This window comes from Streptomyces sp. NPDC045026 (assembly GCF_056432625.1).
The window spans coordinates 21274-36251 of the sequence record NZ_JBWKIS010000049.1 but is presented as its reverse complement, the minus strand read 5'-3'; the positions used below and the strand labels follow the sequence as shown (position 1 = coordinate 36251).

Genomic DNA, 14978 nt, shown 5'->3' with positions numbered 1-14978 from the left:
TCGCTCGTGCTCCGACCCGCTCTCCGGGACGACAGCCATAGTTAGCGATGCCCGACAGGGGACGCAAGGATGTGACGTACTACCCCACTACGGAGGAATGTCCGAAATGGCCGAATAGGGAGCCTTCTGTACACCCCTGAGCGGCCCCACTAGCTACTAGCGCCTCTAGTATGTGATCTGGCCCCTATGGGGTGCTTCACAGACCCGACCCCCCTCCGCGTTACCCACGTCACGCGTTCAGCCCGGCCCAGAAGCCAGCTGGAAGCAACTGCGGCCATGGTTGGCCGTTGCACGTCCCGTGAGTCCGGCGCCCTTGTCGCAGTGATGTCTCCGATGCCCCTTTGGCGTTGATCGAGGCAGTGTCCACGAATACGAGCAGGTCACAGACCCCACAGCAAAGCCTCCCGCCTGTTGAGGTGAAGCGACGCTGATGGCCATGTCCGGGGTGGGACTTGGGCGTTCGGTTCGTGCGGATACGTCGTCGCCGGGGCTCGTGCCGGATGAGCTATGAGGCCGCCTGGAGCCGCGCCGCCGCAGCGCCAGAAGCGCTCCACGCGCCGCGCCCCAGGCTCTTTGAGTATCTGTACGGATAGCAGCGGTCCATGCACCTGGAAAATGATGGCCGCCATGACCACCACATCGTGGATCGTGATGCTCGTCCCGGCTGTTCTTCTGGCCTCTGCCGTCGCGGCCTGGCCCGGCTCCCTACCTCTACGCCAACAGCAGGGATCCCGTATACGCCGCGCCCTCTTCTTGCCTCTCAGCGTCATCCTGGTGCTTGACCTTGCAGCGTGCGGGCGCGCGACCAGCGAGAAGACCGTGCACAGACTCGCTGACAGCCCAGAAGCAGTAAAGGCACGGCAGGCAGCCGAGTCCGAGAGCCGGGACACCATCGCCGCCTGGGACACCAAGACCCCACTCACGCTCGGTCTCGTCGTCCTGGAGGACACATGTGCCGGCGGGCAAGCGGAAGAGTGGTTCTTTCAAACGGGGGACGACCGGTACAAGATCCGCTGCACGATGTACGTCACTGCCTACTTCGGCGCGGACCCCCGTCGTGTGGCCGACACTGTCGACGGTGTCCTCACCGCAGGGGACCGTACCGGATCCCCCATCCCTTTCGGCCACGACTTCCAGTACGCGCGCACAGTCGTCGACTACTACCGGGGGAAGACGGGCGACCCGCAAGGGCCGGGTACCGGCGAACCTAAAGAGCTGTTCAGCGCAGGCACGATCACGCTCAACTGGGACCAGGTGCACACCAGAGACAAGCGTGAACTGATCGAAGAGCCGCGCCCCTGCGCACCCCATGATCCACCGATGCGGCGGTGTCTGCACGAGCCGACCTCCACCAGCGTGGCCGATCTGCGCCGCGGGTACGGGATGGTGTTCCAACTCACCTTCCCCACCAGGGACTACTTCGTCGTCTGGAAGTAACCGGACCAGCTGCGCGACCTTACAGCGGCTCACACAACGTCTGAACCACACTGCCCTGCACGGTCCTCAATCAGCTGAACGTGCGCCGGTAAGTGTGCGGACTTACTCCGGTGGTGCGCTTGAAGCGGTCGCGGAAGGCGGTGGGTGAGCCGAAGCCGACCTGGGTGCCGATGCGTTCGACGGAGTGTCGTGTGGTCTCGAGGAGGTGCTGGGCCTGACGGATGCGGGCGCGGTGGAGCCACTGGAGCGGCGTGGTGCCGGTCTGTTCCCGGAAGCGGCGGATCAGGGTTCGGGTGCTGGTTCCGGCGTGGGCTGCGATGTCGGCGAGCGTGAGGTCGGCGCCCAGGTTGTCCTGCAGCCAGATGAGCAGGGGTTCGAGGACGGAGCCCTGGGGGGTGGGTGCGCAGTCACGGACGATGAACTGTGCTTGTCCGCCCTCTCGTTCCAGGGGCATGACGGACAGCCGGGCGGCGTCGGCGGCGACAGCCGAGCCGTAGTCCTTGCGGATCATGTGCAGGCACAGGTCCAGGCCGGCGGCAGCGCCGGCGGAGGTGAGGATCTGGCCGTTGTCGACGTACAGGACATCCGGGTCGACCTTGATGTCCGGGTAGGCGGTGGCGAGGAGGTCGGCCGCGATCCAGTGGGTAGTGGCGTGAAGGCCGTCCAGGAGCCCGGTCGCGGCCAGTGGGAAGGTGCCCGAGCAGATGGAGGCGATGCGCGTTCCGTCCTCGGCCGCCGCTCGCAACGCGTCGCGAACGGCGGGGGCGATCGGGTCCGCGGGGGCGTCGGTGCCAGGCACGATGATCGTGTCCGCGCCCTTGAGCCCCTCCAGACCCCACGGCGCGCGCAGGGTGAAGGCACCCGCATCGATCTCCGGCTTCTCCGCGCACACACGGATCTGGTAGCCGGGACGGCCGTCCGGGAGACGGGTGCGGGTGAAGACCTCGATCGGGGTGGACAGGTCGAACGGGATCACCCGGTCCAGTGCCAGGACAGCGACAGTGTGCATGGCCAGAAGATACCGCTCCTCCCGGTGCTCAGCCTTGGCGTGAGCATCCTGATATCCCTTCCTTGCCCAGGTCAGGGGCCTCTTCAAGGGCGATGGCGTTATTCCGTTGAAAGGTGTCACTAATGCCACTGGGACAGGAATCGGCAGCCGATTAGCGTCGGGATCGAGCCCGGTGCAGACCGGGCCTGTCGCACTCCGAAGGAACCCGTCATGCACGCCCAGATTGTCCTGTTCGATGGCTTCGATCCGCTCGATGCCATCGGCCCCTATGAAGTGCTGTACGCGGGCGGCACCGCCTCCGGCGGTGCGGTGAGCGTGGAGCTGGTTTCCGCCGAAGGACCGCGCGAGGTGGTCAGCGGCACCGGGGGCCTGGTGCTGCGCGCCACGGCCGCCCTCGACCCCACACGCGCGGGCCTGATTCTGGTCCCCGGCGCCTCGGGCCGCGTGGGAGAACCCGGCGAAGTCCCTGACCATGACGCGGGGGCCGGGGAGTGGCAGCAGGACGAATTCATCCCCGTGCTACTGGGCCGCACCCTGACCACCGAGCTGCCTGCGCTGCTGAAGGCGGCGATGGACAATCCGGAGGTGATGGTCGGCGCGGTGTGCGGCGGCTCGCTCGTCCTGGCCATGGCCGGCCTGCTGGAGGGCCGTCATGCGACCACCCACCACTTGGGCCTGGACATGCTCGATGCCACCGGCGTCCACGCGGTGAGCGCCCGCGTCGTCGATGACGGCGACCTCGTCACCGGCGCCGGTGTCACCTCCGGCCTCGACCTGGGCCTGTACCTGCTGGAGCGCGAGGTGGGACCCCAGATCGCCCACGCCGTCGAGGAGTTGTTCGCTCATGAACGCCGCGGCACCGTCTGGCGCCATCACGGCCCGGCGCCCGCCGGCCTCTGACCACACACCACACCTCCACTCACAACACCTCTGCTCACATCGCACCGTGAGGAAGCAACAACAGCATGTCCGTTGAAGGCACTTGGGACCTGTTCGTCTCCACCCCCATCGGCAAGATCAACGCCGTCGTCGAACTACGGCGCCAGGACGGTGCCCTGACCGGGGTCGCCCACGGAACGGGAGAGAAAGTCCCACTCAGCGATATCGCCCTCGCCGGCGACCGGCTCACCTGGAAGCAGACCGTCACCAAGCCCCTGCGCCTGAACCTGGCCTTCACCGTGACGATCAGTGGCGACACCTTGACCGGCACCTCCAAGGCCGGACGCCTTCCGGCGTCGAAGGTCACCGGCCGACGCCGTCCCGTCCGAGCGGCGACGGAACACTGACCGTGACGAAACTCCTCCTCTCCCTGCACGTCCTGGCCGCCGTGCTGGCCATCGGACCGGTCACCGTCACCGCGAGCATGTTCCCCAGAGCACTGCGACGCATCGACGCCGACCCGGGTGACCACAAGGCGGTCCTGACCCTGCGGATGCTGCACCGAATCTGCCGCGTCTACGCGGCCGTCGGCATCGCGGTTCCCGTCTTCGGGTTCGCCACCGCCAGCAGCCTCGGCGTCCTCGGCAGCGGTTGGCTGATCGCCTCGATCCTGCTGACCACCGCGGCCGCCGCCGTTCTGGCGCTGCTGATCCTTCCCACCCAGGAAAATGCTCTCGCTGTCGCGCAGACGCCCGGCCCCGGCTCCCGATCCGCCGGCCGCCTCGCCATGCTCACCGGTGTCTTCAACATGCTGTGGGCAACGGTCACCGTCCTGATGATCATCCGTCCCGGCTCCACCACAGGAGCATGACCGTGCGCTGAAGGGCGGGCACCACTGCGGGTTTTGCGTTGACCGGGACGGGGTCAGCGCTCGCCGGTGTGGCGGGAGCGCCGAGGGCGAGCAGGGAGACCATTGACGCGAGAAGGCACAGCAGCTGTCTTGGACGCACTGTCATGTGAAACGCCAAGCGTTCTCGATGGATTCGTTCCTGGAGGTTCGTGCGGGTGACGCGAAGGGGAGCGGGTGCCGACTGCGCCGCACCCCGGCCACGACCGGGGCGCAGCGGCCGCGATCACGGCCTGGTCGTCACCTTGTAGGTGATCTTCGCGTCGCCGATGCTCCCGCCGTTCCTGGCGGTGATGGTGAATTTGCTGGTGCCGGGGAAGGCAGGAATTCCGGTGATGCCACCGGTGTCCTGGTTGAGGGTCAGGCCGTGCGGGAGGCGGCCGTCGGTGACCTCGTAGCGGATGGTCCGCGGCGTCGTCGAGGTCACCTTGAAGGCGTACAGCTTTCCGACCCGGGCGTCCGTCGGCTCCGCCGTGGCGAAGCCCGGCGTCGGGGCCTTGATCGACTGCGGGTCGCCGATCGGCTGACCGGACGTGTCCATCTCCTGCAGCGTCCACTCGGCGTCCGGCGTGACCTCGGTCAGGTGCCAGTGCCTGCTCGCCACACCCAGTTGCTTCTTCTGCTCGGCAGTGAACGCGCCGGCCGCGCGCGCGGACTCCCACATCCGGATGGCGGCGAGCAGCGTGGGGGCGTTCTGACCGGACTGGAGGCTGCTCACGCTGGTCTCGAAGTTGACACCGGCGTCGAGGGAGGCCGCGTGCGCCAGGGTGTCCTCGATCTTTTGCAGGCTGTCGCCGCCCGAGAGCCCCTGCTGGCCCATCATCCCGGGCAGGTAGTTCGCCCGGTAGAAGATGTTGCTGCGGATGATCTGGGCGTAGCTCGTGGGGCCGATCTCACCCCAGCTCGCCCTGGACTGGGCGTCCCAGGTGTTCGACGCGAGGTTGCTGCACTCGGTGATGAAGTTCTTGGTGGTGACCTGCCGGTGGACGCCGTTGACGAGCCGTGCGAAGCCGTAGCCGCCCCAGCCGTTGTAGCCGGTGCCTTCAAGGCCGTCGTAGGACGTGGCGTGGACGCCGCTGGTGTTGTAGGCGGTGGCCAGCCGGGTCGCGATCTCGTCGGTGATCGGCAGACTGGCCAGCGCTCCGCCGTAGCCGTTCTGGATGAGCCGGGCGACGGTGGTGCCGGCCGGGTAGTCCTTGGCGGCCGAGGACCACTGTGCCCGGCTCAGGCCGTCGACCTGCCACTCGGTGTTGCTGACCTTGGTGACGGAACCGTAGGTGATGAACTCGTCGCCGATGCGCAGCCGTTGACCGTCGACGCCGGAAGCCAGCAGGCCGCTGGCATCCACGTACAGCGTGGTGTCCGACCTGGCCAGCGGGCGGGTGAGCCGGGCGGAGCCGCCCAACGCGAGCCGTGGATCGGCCGGCGCCTTCACGTACGGGTCGTCGGCGTCGATGAACGTGGACAGGGTGTGCACCCCGACCTCGATGCCCTCCTTCGCCGCCGCCACCACCAACTGGGCGGCCGCCGCGTCCGATCCGCCGAAGGAGCCGTTGAACTGGTAGTGCCCGTGCGACACCCACGGCCCGTTGCCGGAGATCGCGTAGATGTTCCGCACCCCGGCCTGCGCGGCGAGCTTGGCGGCCGCGGTGACGTTGCCCGTGTCGAGGTCGTGGACCCAGAAATGTGTCTGTGAGGTGCGCTGGGCCACCTTCTGCCACTGGCCGTCCAGGGTGGGGTACGCCTGGTCGTGCTCCTTGGCGATCCGGCTGAGCACGGTCAGGGCGAGATCCGGCGCACTGCCGAACAGGGCGATCTTCGACCCGACGATCCGGCCCTCCGGCGCGGGCAGCGGGCCGAGCGGGATCTCGTAACCGTTGGTGCGCTGCCGGACCCGTACCTTGCTGTAGTCGTAGGTGGTGGCGCGCAGGACGCTGCCCCACGTGGTCTTCGCGGCGACGTTGCTCGCCAGCCACTCGTCCTTTGCGCCTGTCTGGAGCCCGTACGGATTCCAGACGAGATCGGGACCGAACCCGTACGCCAGATGCTCGTTCGGCCACCCGCCCACTGTCTTGTCGTTCAGCGGCCGGACCCCCACGACGAAATCGGAGTCGGCGACCACACCGACCGTCTCGCCGATGGTGTCGTCGAGCGTCGTCGGCAGCGGACCCCACAGCAGCGTCTGCACATCCACACCCGAGGCTGCCGTCAGGCCGACGACTTCGAGTGTGGAATGCGTGGGGAACCTGACGGCCTCCACCTGGATCGTCACGCTCTCGCCGGCGAACTCCAGGACCTGCCGGTTGTGCGACCGGTCGCGCGACACGACCCGCACCTTCGCAGGAACCACGTGCTTGCCGTCGGCCACCACGCTGACCAGCGGCACGGGGGTGCCCTTCGCCAGGTGGTCGGTGCCGTTGCGCAGGTCCACCAGGCTGTCCACGTACCCGGAGCCGCTGATGCCCACCGACAGGAAGCCCGCCCCTATCCGCAGCGACGGGGACGTCTTGGTCCTGGCCGTTCGCGCGGCATGCGCGGGTCCGGCGGCCATGGCCACGGCCGTGGCCGAACTCAAGCCGCTGGCAACCAGAAAGCGACGCCTGTCCACATGTCCTCCTAGGTGAAGTGACTCTCGATGAGGCGCGGGATCGCTGATCAACTGCCCGTGAAAAGCGCAGAGGGGCGCAAGGCCGGCAAACGTCGAGCGACGAACGAGGTCACCTGGATGGTTCGTATTCTTCAGCGGAGATGGTTCGCGCTGTTCCGGGGAGCGGGATCGGCCGACGGCCGTGAGCCGGAGAGCCCATAGGCCTGCCCGTGCAGGGAAGTGCGCTTGCTTCTCCTGTGTAACTACCGCAGCACAAGTGCGGTCTAGCGTGCACGGCACGGAAGGGGCCGTCAAGGCTTAGTTCGGATCTATTCCCGATGACACGGGTGCTCCGCAGGGCAGTCCGAGCACCCCTGAACGGGCGGCCACGGAGGTATCTTGGGGCCCAGCACTTGGTATTTCGTGACCTGCATGCATCGGATACATGGAGCAACATGACTGGATCTTCCCGGCCCGCGTCCGCGACATCGGAGACGGAGGCGGCTCCCTACCGCCCCGGCTACGAGGTCGCGGCGGAGCGCATCCTGGAGTACGTCGCCCGGCAGGGGATGGGGCCCGGCGACCGGCTGCCGACGGAGAAGGATCTGGCGGCCGAAGTAGACATGAGCAGGACGGTGGTGCGAGAGGGCGTCAAGATCCTCTCGGCCCTCGGGAGGCTCTCGGTGGAGAAGGGACGCGGCATTTTCGTGGCGCATCCCAAGAACGACCTGTGGTCCGACACGTTCTCCCGGTTCCTGCCGACCGACCCCAGCCGCGTCGGTGAACTGTTCGAGTTCCGGCGCTTCACCGAGACCGAGACCAGCGGGCTCGCGGCCACGCGGGCCACACCGGTCCAGCTCAGGGCGATCCGCGAGGCAGCGCAGCGTTCGGCGGAGGCCGCCGAACGCGACGACCACGACTCGTTCGGCCGGGCCGATGCGGAGTTCCATCAGGCGATCGGTGCGGCGGCGGGGAACGCGTTCCTCTCCAGCCTGGTCGACGCGATCCAGCGGCTGCAGCGACAGGTCACCATCGTGGCCCTGGCCGACTCCGCACCGGGATCGCTGGCCGGGGCCGCCGAGCAGCACCTTGCGATCCTGGAAGCGATCGGGGCCGGCGAGCGGGAGCAGGCCGCCGCCCTCATGGCCCGCCACATAGACACGACGGAACTCCAGGTCCAACGCGAGATCCGCAACCGCATCTTCGCCGCTCCCGCCGCTCCCGCCGGCCCGGACGGGGCGTGACCGAGGGCGACAGCCTGGATCAGTAGTGCCCCGCCGGCCCCCGCCCCGCCGCCCACGCCGGAAACGGCCGGGCGGCGGGGGCACAGCGCGCCGCGGTCGTGAACCGCGCCACCGATGCGTCTCGTTCTCGCGAAGCGAATCCGTAGAGGCCCGGCCCGGCGAAACCCTCAGCACATGTATCGGATCTATTGCCGTCTTGATTGAGGCTATAACTCCGTCTCATCTCTTGACATGCCGTCGCGTGCAGACTTCCATACCCAAGGTGCCCTGAGGGGCGAACGCTGAGGGGAAGCGATCGCCCCCGAGAGCAGCAGGACTCTGGGAAGAGTCTGAACCATGTGACGGATTCGGTGGACGGTCGGCAGTGGGATTCCCTCTCTCGTCTCGGTACGAACAAGACAGCGACTCGGTACCGCCCCCGGACAACGACGGGTAGGGGAAGTTGGACATGACGCGCAATCCGATACTCACGAGAACCGCCGCCCTCGCAGGTGCTCTCCTCCTGGCCGGGTGCACGGCCGGCAGTTCCGGTACGAGTGCATCCAAGGGCAACGGCGACAAGGTCACCTTGACCTTCCTCACCTTCGAAACGCCCAACCTGGACGCGAAATACTGGGACACCGCGATCGCCCGCGCCTCGGCGAAGGTGCCCGGGGTGACGATCAAGAAGCTCGTATCGCCCAGCGCCGACCGCACCGGGTACGCGAAGCAGCTCGACAGCACGGGCCAGTTCCCGGACGTCATGATCGGCCTGAACCCCGCCGGATTCGCCGAGGCCGGCAAGCTGGCTCCGTGGACGGACAAGGAACTGGCAACGTACAAGAACCCCCACGCCAACACGTACGGCGGCAAGGTCTACCAACTGCCCTACTCCGCCCAGACGACGCTGGTCTACTACAACAAGAAGGACTTCGCGGCGGCCGGCATCGACACACCACCCCGCACGTACCGTGAACTGCTCGACGACAGCGCCGAGTTGAAGAAGAAGGGCATCAACCCCTTCGTGGTCGGCGGTGGCGGCAAGGACTCCTGGGCCGACATGTTCCCGCTGATCTGCACGGTGGCCACCGACGTCTACAAGAAGACGCCGGACTGGCTGTCCCAACGCGCCAAGGGCAAGGTCAAGTTCACCGACCCGGCGTTCGTGGCCGCCGCCCGGAAGGTCGCCGACCTCGCGGACAAGGGATACATCGACCGCGCCGGCCTTTCCCGCTCCTACGCGGACACCGAACAGGCCTTCCGTGACGGTAAGGGCGCGATGTATCCGATGGGCAGCTGGTTCTCCGCCTCGGCCGACACGAAGAAGCCGGACTTCGACACGGGCGTCTTCGCGTGGCCCACGGACCAGGGGGCCCCGGCACTCCCGGGCGTCCTCGGCGGCGGGATGACGGTGAGCTCCAAGTCGTCCGATGTGCCCCTGGCCAAGAAGTGGGCCAAGGCCTTCATGGAGGACCAGAAGAACCTGGACGCCGCCGTCAAGGCCGACGGACTCATCATCGACATCAAGGGTTACAGCCCGCCCGGCACCATGGGCCCCGTCTACAAGAAGACCTTGGCGGCGTATCGGCAGGCCCAGAAGGACGACGGGATCGTCAACTCCTTCTCCCAGGAAACCGGTGACGGTTCCCTGCCGCCCGGCCTGGCCGACAAAGCCGCGGCCGGCGTCCAGAAGCTCATCGGCGGACGCATGACCGACCGTCAGTTCGGTGCCTACATGGACGAGCAGTGGGACAAGGCCACGCGATAATGCGCATACGTACCCTGACCCGACCGGAGGGTTCCGCTGCCGCGCCCGCGGCGAAGGACGCGGCAGCGGCCCGACCACAGGACGCCCCCGCGCGGCGGCCGTCGCGACCGTCCCGGCGCTTCCGCCCGAACGGCGGACCGGGCCGCTTCGCCGTCTTCGCGGCTCCCGGACTGCTGGCCTACCTGGCCCTCGTCCTGGTGCCGATCGGCATGACCGTCGGCTACAGCCTCACCAACAAGAACCCCTTCAACCCGCCGACCCAGTGGGTGGGCCTGTCCAACCTCACGAGCCTGTTCTCCGACGACGATTTCCTCAAAGCACTGCAGAACACCGTCGTCATCACTGTGATCGTGACGCTGGTGACCAATGCCGGCGGCCTGGCGATCGCCCTGCTGCTCGACCGGCGCGGCTGGCTGTACAACGCTCTGCGCAGCGTGTTCTTCGTGCCGGTCGTGCTGAGCGCCGTGGTGGTCAGCGTCATCTGGCAGTCGATCCTCGTCGACGACGGCCTGCTCAACTCCATGCTGCGACAGATGGGGGTGAGTCATCCGCCGGGCTGGCTCTCCGACCCGAGCCTCGCCCTCTACACGGTCTCCTGGGTCATCGCCTGGCAAGGGCTCGGCTTCTGCGTCGTGATCTACCTGGCCGGACTCCAGGGAATCCCCCAGGAGTTGCACGAAGCGGCGGCCATCGACGGCTGCGGACCGGTTATGCGGTTCCGCCAGGTCACCTGGCCGATGCTGGCACCCGCCGTCACCATCAACACGGTCATGTCACTGATCGGCGGATTCAAGGCCTACGACCAGATCCAGGTGCTCACCAACGGCGGCCCCGGCCCCGGCACCACATCCACCCTCGCCTTCCAGGTGGTCCAGACCGCGTTCAACGGCAACCACGTCGGCTACGCCTCCGCGATGGCCGTGGCGATGCTGATCCTGGTCGCGACCGTCTCCGTGATCGCGCTCGGGTGGCTGCAGAAACGCGAGGTGTCCGCATGAGCACGAACACGAACACGAACACGAACACGAAGATGAACCCGGACCTGAACCCGAGCGTGAACAGGGGTGGAACAAGGGCGTGGATACGCCCGGTCGTCGCACTCCTCGCCGGTCTGCTGTTCTTCCTGCCGATCTACCTCGTGCTGGTCAACGTGTTCAAGGACGGTTCGGCGATCGTGTCGAACCCGGTCGGCATCCCGGTCCCACCGACCCTGGACAACATCCAGAGCGTGCTGTCGCGCCCGGACCACCTCTTCTGGTACGGGCTGGTCAACAGCACGGAGGTCACCGCGATCTCCATACTCGTCATCACCGCGATCTCCGCCATGCTCGGCCACTACCTGGCGCGGTCGACCGGCGTCCTGTCCAAGGTCGTCATGGTCGTCCTGCTCTGCGGTCTCATGGTGCCGCCCGCGGTGATCCTCACCCCGATCACCGAAGTCCTGCGCACGCTGGGGCTGATGAGCAGCGTGCCCGGGCTGGTCCTGGCGTACGCCGGCTACTACATGCCGTTCGGGGTGTTCGTCTTCGCGGGTTTCGCCAAGACGATCCCCCGAGAGCTCGAAGAGGCCGCGGCGATCGACGGCGCCGGAGCGTTCCGCGCCTTCTGGCAGGTGGTCTTCCCGCTGATGCGGCCGGCGTCGGCCAGCGTGGTGATCTTCCTCGGCGTCTGGATCTGGAACGACTTCCTCAACCCCCTGATCGTCCTGGGCCCGGCGGCAGGCACCACGGTGACCGTCGGTATCTACCGGGCCATCGGCGAACACCAGGCGGACTTCGGCTCGGTCTTCGCCTTCATGTTCCTGGCGACACTGCCCATCCTCGTCTTCTACCTGGCCTTCCAGAAGCAGTTCGTCAAGGGACTCACAGGAGGAGCGACGAAGGGCTGAGATCGGCGGTACGGCTGGGCATGTGACAGGGGGCGGGGACCGACGCAAGCCCCGCCCCCCGTCACATGTCACGGACTTCGGACGCTCGCGCCCCTTCACGTCCTTTCACCTCCTTTCACGTCCTTTCACGTCCGTACGCGCCCCTTCAGCGAGAGGCATTCCTCACCCCGTGCACCCCACAGCACCCGTGCACACCGCCACCGCCGTCGACGCACTGTCACTGGGTGCAGCCGCCCTGGGGAACCTGTTCCACGCAGTCAGCGACGAGGACGAGGCGGACTGGCTGCTACGTCCCGACGTGGGCCGCGGGCCGGCCGCCGTCACGTCCACCGGCCTCGCCTAAGACCTGGTCCTGCGCCCTGAACAGCTGCCCTCGGCAGTCGCCGTGGCGAGGCAGCGGCCCGAACTCACCTTCCTACTGGACCACTTGGGCAAGCTCCCGATCCGCCCGCGCCGACCGGACACCTGGGCCGCGGGTCTGGCCACCCTGGCCCGGCTCCCCCACACCGTGGCCAAACCTTCCGGGCTCGTCACCGAGGCCGACCGGCACACCTGGAGCCCCGCCGACCTGCGGCCGTTCGTCAGTCGCGCTGGAGGCCTTCGGCCCGGAGCGGCTGATGCTCGGCTCGGACTGGCCGGTGTGCACCCTGACGGCCGGGTACGAACAGGTGGTTGCCACCTGCCGAGAGCTCATGACGGACCCTTCGGAGCACGAGCGGACGGCGGTGTTCGCAGGCACGGCCGCACGGGTCTACGGTGAGGCACTGAGGCGTTGGACGCCGAGACATCGTCAAGGACCCGCCGGAGCTGTCCTGTTGGTTTGAGGAGAGGTCGTCACCAGCCCGGTTGGTCGAAGCCGATACCGGGGGCCGTCGGCGCCCGCACCAGCCCGTCGGCACCGACCGCCGGCTCGCGCTGTACGGGGTTGGTGTAAACGAGGGACTCGTAGTAGGTGGTGTTGGGGATCGCCATGCACAGGTGTGCGTTGACCACTCCGCTGCCGTGCACCTCGGCCCGCAGGTTGTAGCTCTCGGCCAGGTGTGCGATGCGCAGGGCTCCGGTGATCCCGCCTTTGAACTGCGCGCTGGTGCGGACCCGGCTCGCCGCGCCCGCCATGATGAAGTCGCCGGTGTTGAAATGCGCGCCGTCGGAGGTCTCCGCGACCAGCAGCGGAATGTCGACCTGTTCGGCCAGCCACCGGTGTGCGGTCACGCTGAACTCGCGCATCGGCTCCTCGTACCACAGGTAGTCCGCCTCGGACAGTGCGCGGCCGAGGTACACCGAGTCCGCGAGGTCGAACCCGGCCGAACCGTCGTACATGAGCGGGACGTCCTCACCGACGTGGGCCCGCAGCTTCTGGCACAGGTCCGCGTCGGCTCGCGAGTCTCCCCACGCGTGCAGCTTGATGGCGGAGTAGCCGAGCTCCAGACACTGGTCGGCCACATCGAGGTACTCCTCGACGCTGCCGAAGGTGACCGTGCTCGCGTAGGCGGGGATGGCCTCGCGGTAGGGGCCGAGGAGCCGGTGGACCGGCTGCCCGGCCGCGAGGCCGGCCAGGTCCCACAGCGCTACGTCGACCAGCCCGAGCGCGTAGATGGGGAGCTCCTCTATGCGGTCCAGCTCCCACAGGCGATGCCACAGCAGCTCGCGCATCAGCGGATCGCGGCCGAGCAGGTCCTCACGTATACGGCGGTTCACCAGATCGGCGACGATCAGCCCACGCCTCGTGTGCGCCTCGCCCACCAGGCCTTCGTCCGTGTGGACCCGCAGGATCCCGCCCACGACCGCCGGCTCCGAACCGGGCAACCCTGCCCGCCACCGGAAGGGCGGCTGAGCGGGCAGATCGACCAGTTCCACAGTCACGTCGGTGATTCGCATGAATGTCCTTCACGGGTGGTGGTGTGGGGTTCAGGTGTGGGGGTGGAGATGGTGGGGGTGATGCGGTGTCGGATGTGCCGTTGGAATTGGTGCGTGGTCCGGTCGATGTGGTGGGCCATGAGGGTGTCTGCGTGCCCGGGTTCGCCGGAGGCGATGGCGTGGGCGATGACTTCGTGCTGGGCGGCGGCGTCGCGCAGGGAGCCGCCCGCGAGGCCGGCCAGCCCTATGGCGGTGACCTGGCGTTGCAGGCGACGCAGGGTGTCGATGGTGGCGGCGAAGAAGGAGTTGTTGGCGGCGGTGGCGATGGCGGTGTGGAAGGTGTCGTCGGCGTGGCTGAAGGCGTCGGTGTCGTCTTGCTGGGCGGCCCGGGCGGATTGGTAGGCGGCCGCGCGGACGGCTTTGACCTGGGCGGGGGTGGCGCGTTGGGCGGCCAGGCGGGCGGTGGTGGTTTCCAAGTGGCGCCGAAATTCGAAGAGTTCGTCCACCTGGTGCAGGTCGGCGGGCAGGAAGTGGGTGAGGGAGTGCTGCCAGGAGGACTGGTCGGGCTGGGCGACGTAGATGCCGCGGCCCTTGTGCACGGACAGCCGGCCCAGCGCGGAGAGGATCTTCACCGCCTCGCGGACCACGGTCCGGCTCATTCCCACCTGGTCGGCCAGGTCCCGCTCGGTGGGCAGCCGGGCACCGGGCTCCAGGCCGGCCAGGACGAGATGCTCAAGGATGCGTTCGGCCGCGACCTCGTAGCCGGGACGGTAACCGGGCCCGTCGCCCGAGGGTTGCGGCGCGGGCGCGGTGCTGCGGACTGCGCGGGTCAACAGCGCTCCCCTTTCACGTCGATCCACTTCTACGTCGATCCATGTCACGGCGGTCCGAGTCGGGCGTGGGGTCGCCGAGCGGCACCAGAGGCACCCCATCCGTCGCATGTTTCGGATACATGAGCCAATCCGGGGTCAGTGAATCACAATCAAACTCTTGACGCCAGGATTCGGTGAGCCCAGACCCGCCCCTCCCCGAACCGGACGCCCCACCCCACCTCTCACCGGGGCAACATCCTTCTCCTGACCGGCCGCAGCGCCCCCGAGAGCACGACCACCCTGACGGTCGGCGCTACTCCACCCTCCTCAGAATCAGTCACAAATCCACCGTGCAGCAGGATATGTTCCTGATCTATCATCCGGTCATCTTGGCCGTGCTGGGGTCGGATCCTCCCGAAAGGGAAGGCACCTTGGACGACATCAAGCTCGGCGTTGTCGGGCTGGGTAATCGCAGCGACCTGGCCGACCTGGCCTTGCGCCTGCCGAGAATGCCGTCCGTGCAGCTCAGGGGTCTGTGCGGTGCTGCGGCAGGATGAGCGCCTCGTCTTGCTTCGTCTCGCCTACCTGACCGTCACCAACGCGTTCGCCAT

At 67.6% G+C, this 14978-nt stretch carries 14 protein-coding genes and 1 pseudogene; 11 read left to right on the top strand and 4 right to left on the bottom strand.

Features of this window, described 5'->3' with window-relative positions; genetic code table 11:
- Positions 1 to 627 precede the first annotated feature (627 nt).
- Positions 628 to 1437, top strand: a complete 810-nt coding sequence (locus tag AC07EJ_RS45035) for a hypothetical protein (RefSeq protein WP_389490262.1) — start codon at positions 628 to 630, stop codon at positions 1435 to 1437.
- 70 nt (positions 1438 to 1507) lie between these two features.
- Here the strand turns inward: AC07EJ_RS45035 and AC07EJ_RS45030 are convergent, their stop codons facing one another.
- Positions 1508 to 2446 carry a GlxA family transcriptional regulator gene (locus tag AC07EJ_RS45030; RefSeq protein ID WP_389490259.1) on the bottom strand — a complete coding sequence of 313 codons (939 nt, stop codon included), beginning with the start codon at positions 2444 to 2446 and terminating at the stop codon, positions 1508 to 1510.
- Between the two features lie 210 nt (positions 2447 to 2656).
- On the opposite strand from AC07EJ_RS45030, the gene AC07EJ_RS45025 reads away from it, so the two are divergent.
- The 3 genes from AC07EJ_RS45025 to AC07EJ_RS45015 all read left to right on the top strand — a co-directional run bounded on the left by AC07EJ_RS45025 (position 2657) and on the right by AC07EJ_RS45015 (position 4196).
- Entirely contained in the window at positions 2657 to 3346 is a 690-nt protein-coding gene (locus tag AC07EJ_RS45025) for a DJ-1/PfpI family protein (RefSeq protein WP_389490256.1), read from the top strand.
- Positions 3347 to 3411: 65 nt separating this feature from the next.
- Positions 3412 to 3732: a hypothetical protein gene (locus tag AC07EJ_RS45020; RefSeq protein WP_478886449.1), complete on the top strand. Its 321-nt coding sequence runs from the start codon at positions 3412 to 3414 to the stop codon at positions 3730 to 3732.
- A 2-nt stretch (positions 3733 to 3734) separates the two neighbouring features.
- Positions 3735 to 4196, top strand: coding sequence for a DUF2269 family protein (locus tag AC07EJ_RS45015; RefSeq protein ID WP_478886448.1), 462 nt, complete (start codon positions 3735 to 3737; stop codon positions 4194 to 4196).
- 262 nt (positions 4197 to 4458) lie between these two features.
- On the opposite strand, the gene AC07EJ_RS45010 is transcribed toward AC07EJ_RS45015, so the two are convergent.
- On the bottom strand, positions 4459 to 6783 hold the full coding sequence (locus tag AC07EJ_RS45010; protein WP_478886447.1) for an Ig domain-containing protein: 2325 nt from the start codon (positions 6781 to 6783) through the stop codon (positions 4459 to 4461).
- Between the two features lie 491 nt (positions 6784 to 7274).
- Between AC07EJ_RS45010 and AC07EJ_RS45005 the strand changes: the two genes are divergently transcribed.
- The 6 genes and pseudogenes from AC07EJ_RS45005 to AC07EJ_RS44980 all read left to right on the top strand — a co-directional run bounded on the left by AC07EJ_RS45005 (position 7275) and on the right by AC07EJ_RS44980 (position 12522).
- Complete coding sequence (locus AC07EJ_RS45005; RefSeq protein ID WP_478886446.1) at positions 7275 to 8063, top strand: FadR/GntR family transcriptional regulator; 789 nt, start codon at positions 7275 to 7277, stop codon at positions 8061 to 8063.
- A gap of 448 nt (positions 8064 to 8511) precedes the next feature.
- The gene (locus AC07EJ_RS45000) at positions 8512 to 9810 is read left to right on the top strand and encodes an ABC transporter substrate-binding protein (RefSeq protein ID WP_393588591.1); all 1299 of its coding nucleotides are present in this window, start codon (positions 8512 to 8514) and stop codon (positions 9808 to 9810) included.
- Positions 9810 to 10808 (top strand): carbohydrate ABC transporter permease, encoded by a 999-nt coding sequence (locus AC07EJ_RS44995; protein ID WP_478886445.1) that lies wholly within the window; start codon positions 9810 to 9812, stop codon positions 10806 to 10808. The genes AC07EJ_RS45000 and AC07EJ_RS44995 overlap by 1 nt, the downstream gene beginning before the upstream one ends.
- A 32-nt stretch (positions 10809 to 10840) precedes the next feature.
- A complete protein-coding gene (locus AC07EJ_RS44990) occupies positions 10841 to 11698 on the top strand; it encodes a carbohydrate ABC transporter permease (protein ID WP_478886450.1) in 858 nt (285 codons plus the stop codon).
- 169 nt (positions 11699 to 11867) lie between these two features.
- The gene (locus AC07EJ_RS44985) at positions 11868 to 12041 is read left to right on the top strand and encodes a hypothetical protein (RefSeq protein WP_478886444.1); all 174 of its coding nucleotides are present in this window, start codon (positions 11868 to 11870) and stop codon (positions 12039 to 12041) included.
- A 3-nt stretch (positions 12042 to 12044) separates the two neighbouring features.
- Positions 12045 to 12522 (top strand): annotated as a pseudogene (locus AC07EJ_RS44980) (amidohydrolase family protein).
- 10 nt (positions 12523 to 12532) lie between these two features.
- On the opposite strand, the gene AC07EJ_RS44975 reads toward AC07EJ_RS44980, so the two are convergent.
- Both AC07EJ_RS44975 and AC07EJ_RS44970 read right to left on the bottom strand, forming a co-directional pair.
- Entirely contained in the window at positions 12533 to 13576 is a 1044-nt protein-coding gene (locus tag AC07EJ_RS44975; protein WP_389490240.1) for an enolase C-terminal domain-like protein, read from the bottom strand.
- Positions 13558 to 14388, bottom strand: coding sequence for a FadR/GntR family transcriptional regulator (locus tag AC07EJ_RS44970; RefSeq protein WP_478886443.1), 831 nt, complete (start codon positions 14386 to 14388; stop codon positions 13558 to 13560). Before AC07EJ_RS44970 ends, AC07EJ_RS44975 begins: the two co-directional genes overlap by 19 nt.
- A 329-nt stretch (positions 14389 to 14717) precedes the next feature.
- On the opposite strand from AC07EJ_RS44970, the gene AC07EJ_RS44965 reads away from it, so the two are divergent.
- Positions 14718 to 14924, top strand: a complete 207-nt coding sequence (locus tag AC07EJ_RS44965; RefSeq protein ID WP_478886442.1) for a hypothetical protein — start codon at positions 14718 to 14720, stop codon at positions 14922 to 14924.
- Positions 14925 to 14978 lie beyond the last annotated feature (54 nt).

Bases quoted from the DNA above. Each gene is read 5' to 3' on its own strand.
- AC07EJ_RS45030 (WP_389490259.1), bottom strand. From the start codon at position 2,446: ATGCACACTGTCGCTGTCCTGGCACTGGACCGGGTGATCCCGTTCGAC.
- AC07EJ_RS45020 (WP_478886449.1), top strand. From the start codon at position 3,412: ATGTCCGTTGAAGGCACTTGGGACCTGTTCGTCTCCACCCCCATCGGC.
- AC07EJ_RS45035 (WP_389490262.1), top strand. From the start codon at position 628: ATGACCACCACATCGTGGATCGTGATGCTCGTCCCGGCTGTTCTTCTG.
- AC07EJ_RS45010 (WP_478886447.1), bottom strand. From the start codon at position 6,783: ATGGCCGCCGGACCCGCGCATGCCGCGCGAACGGCCAGGACCAAGACG.
- AC07EJ_RS44975 (WP_389490240.1), bottom strand. From the start codon at position 13,576: ATGCGAATCACCGACGTGACTGTGGAACTGGTCGATCTGCCCGCTCAG.
- AC07EJ_RS45005 (WP_478886446.1), top strand. From the start codon at position 7,275: ATGACTGGATCTTCCCGGCCCGCGTCCGCGACATCGGAGACGGAGGCG.
- AC07EJ_RS44995 (WP_478886445.1), top strand. From the start codon at position 9,810: ATGCGCATACGTACCCTGACCCGACCGGAGGGTTCCGCTGCCGCGCCC.
- AC07EJ_RS45025 (WP_389490256.1), top strand. From the start codon at position 2,657: ATGCACGCCCAGATTGTCCTGTTCGATGGCTTCGATCCGCTCGATGCC.
- AC07EJ_RS44990 (WP_478886450.1), top strand. From the start codon at position 10,841: ATGAACCCGGACCTGAACCCGAGCGTGAACAGGGGTGGAACAAGGGCG.
- AC07EJ_RS45000 (WP_393588591.1), top strand. From the start codon at position 8,512: ATGACGCGCAATCCGATACTCACGAGAACCGCCGCCCTCGCAGGTGCT.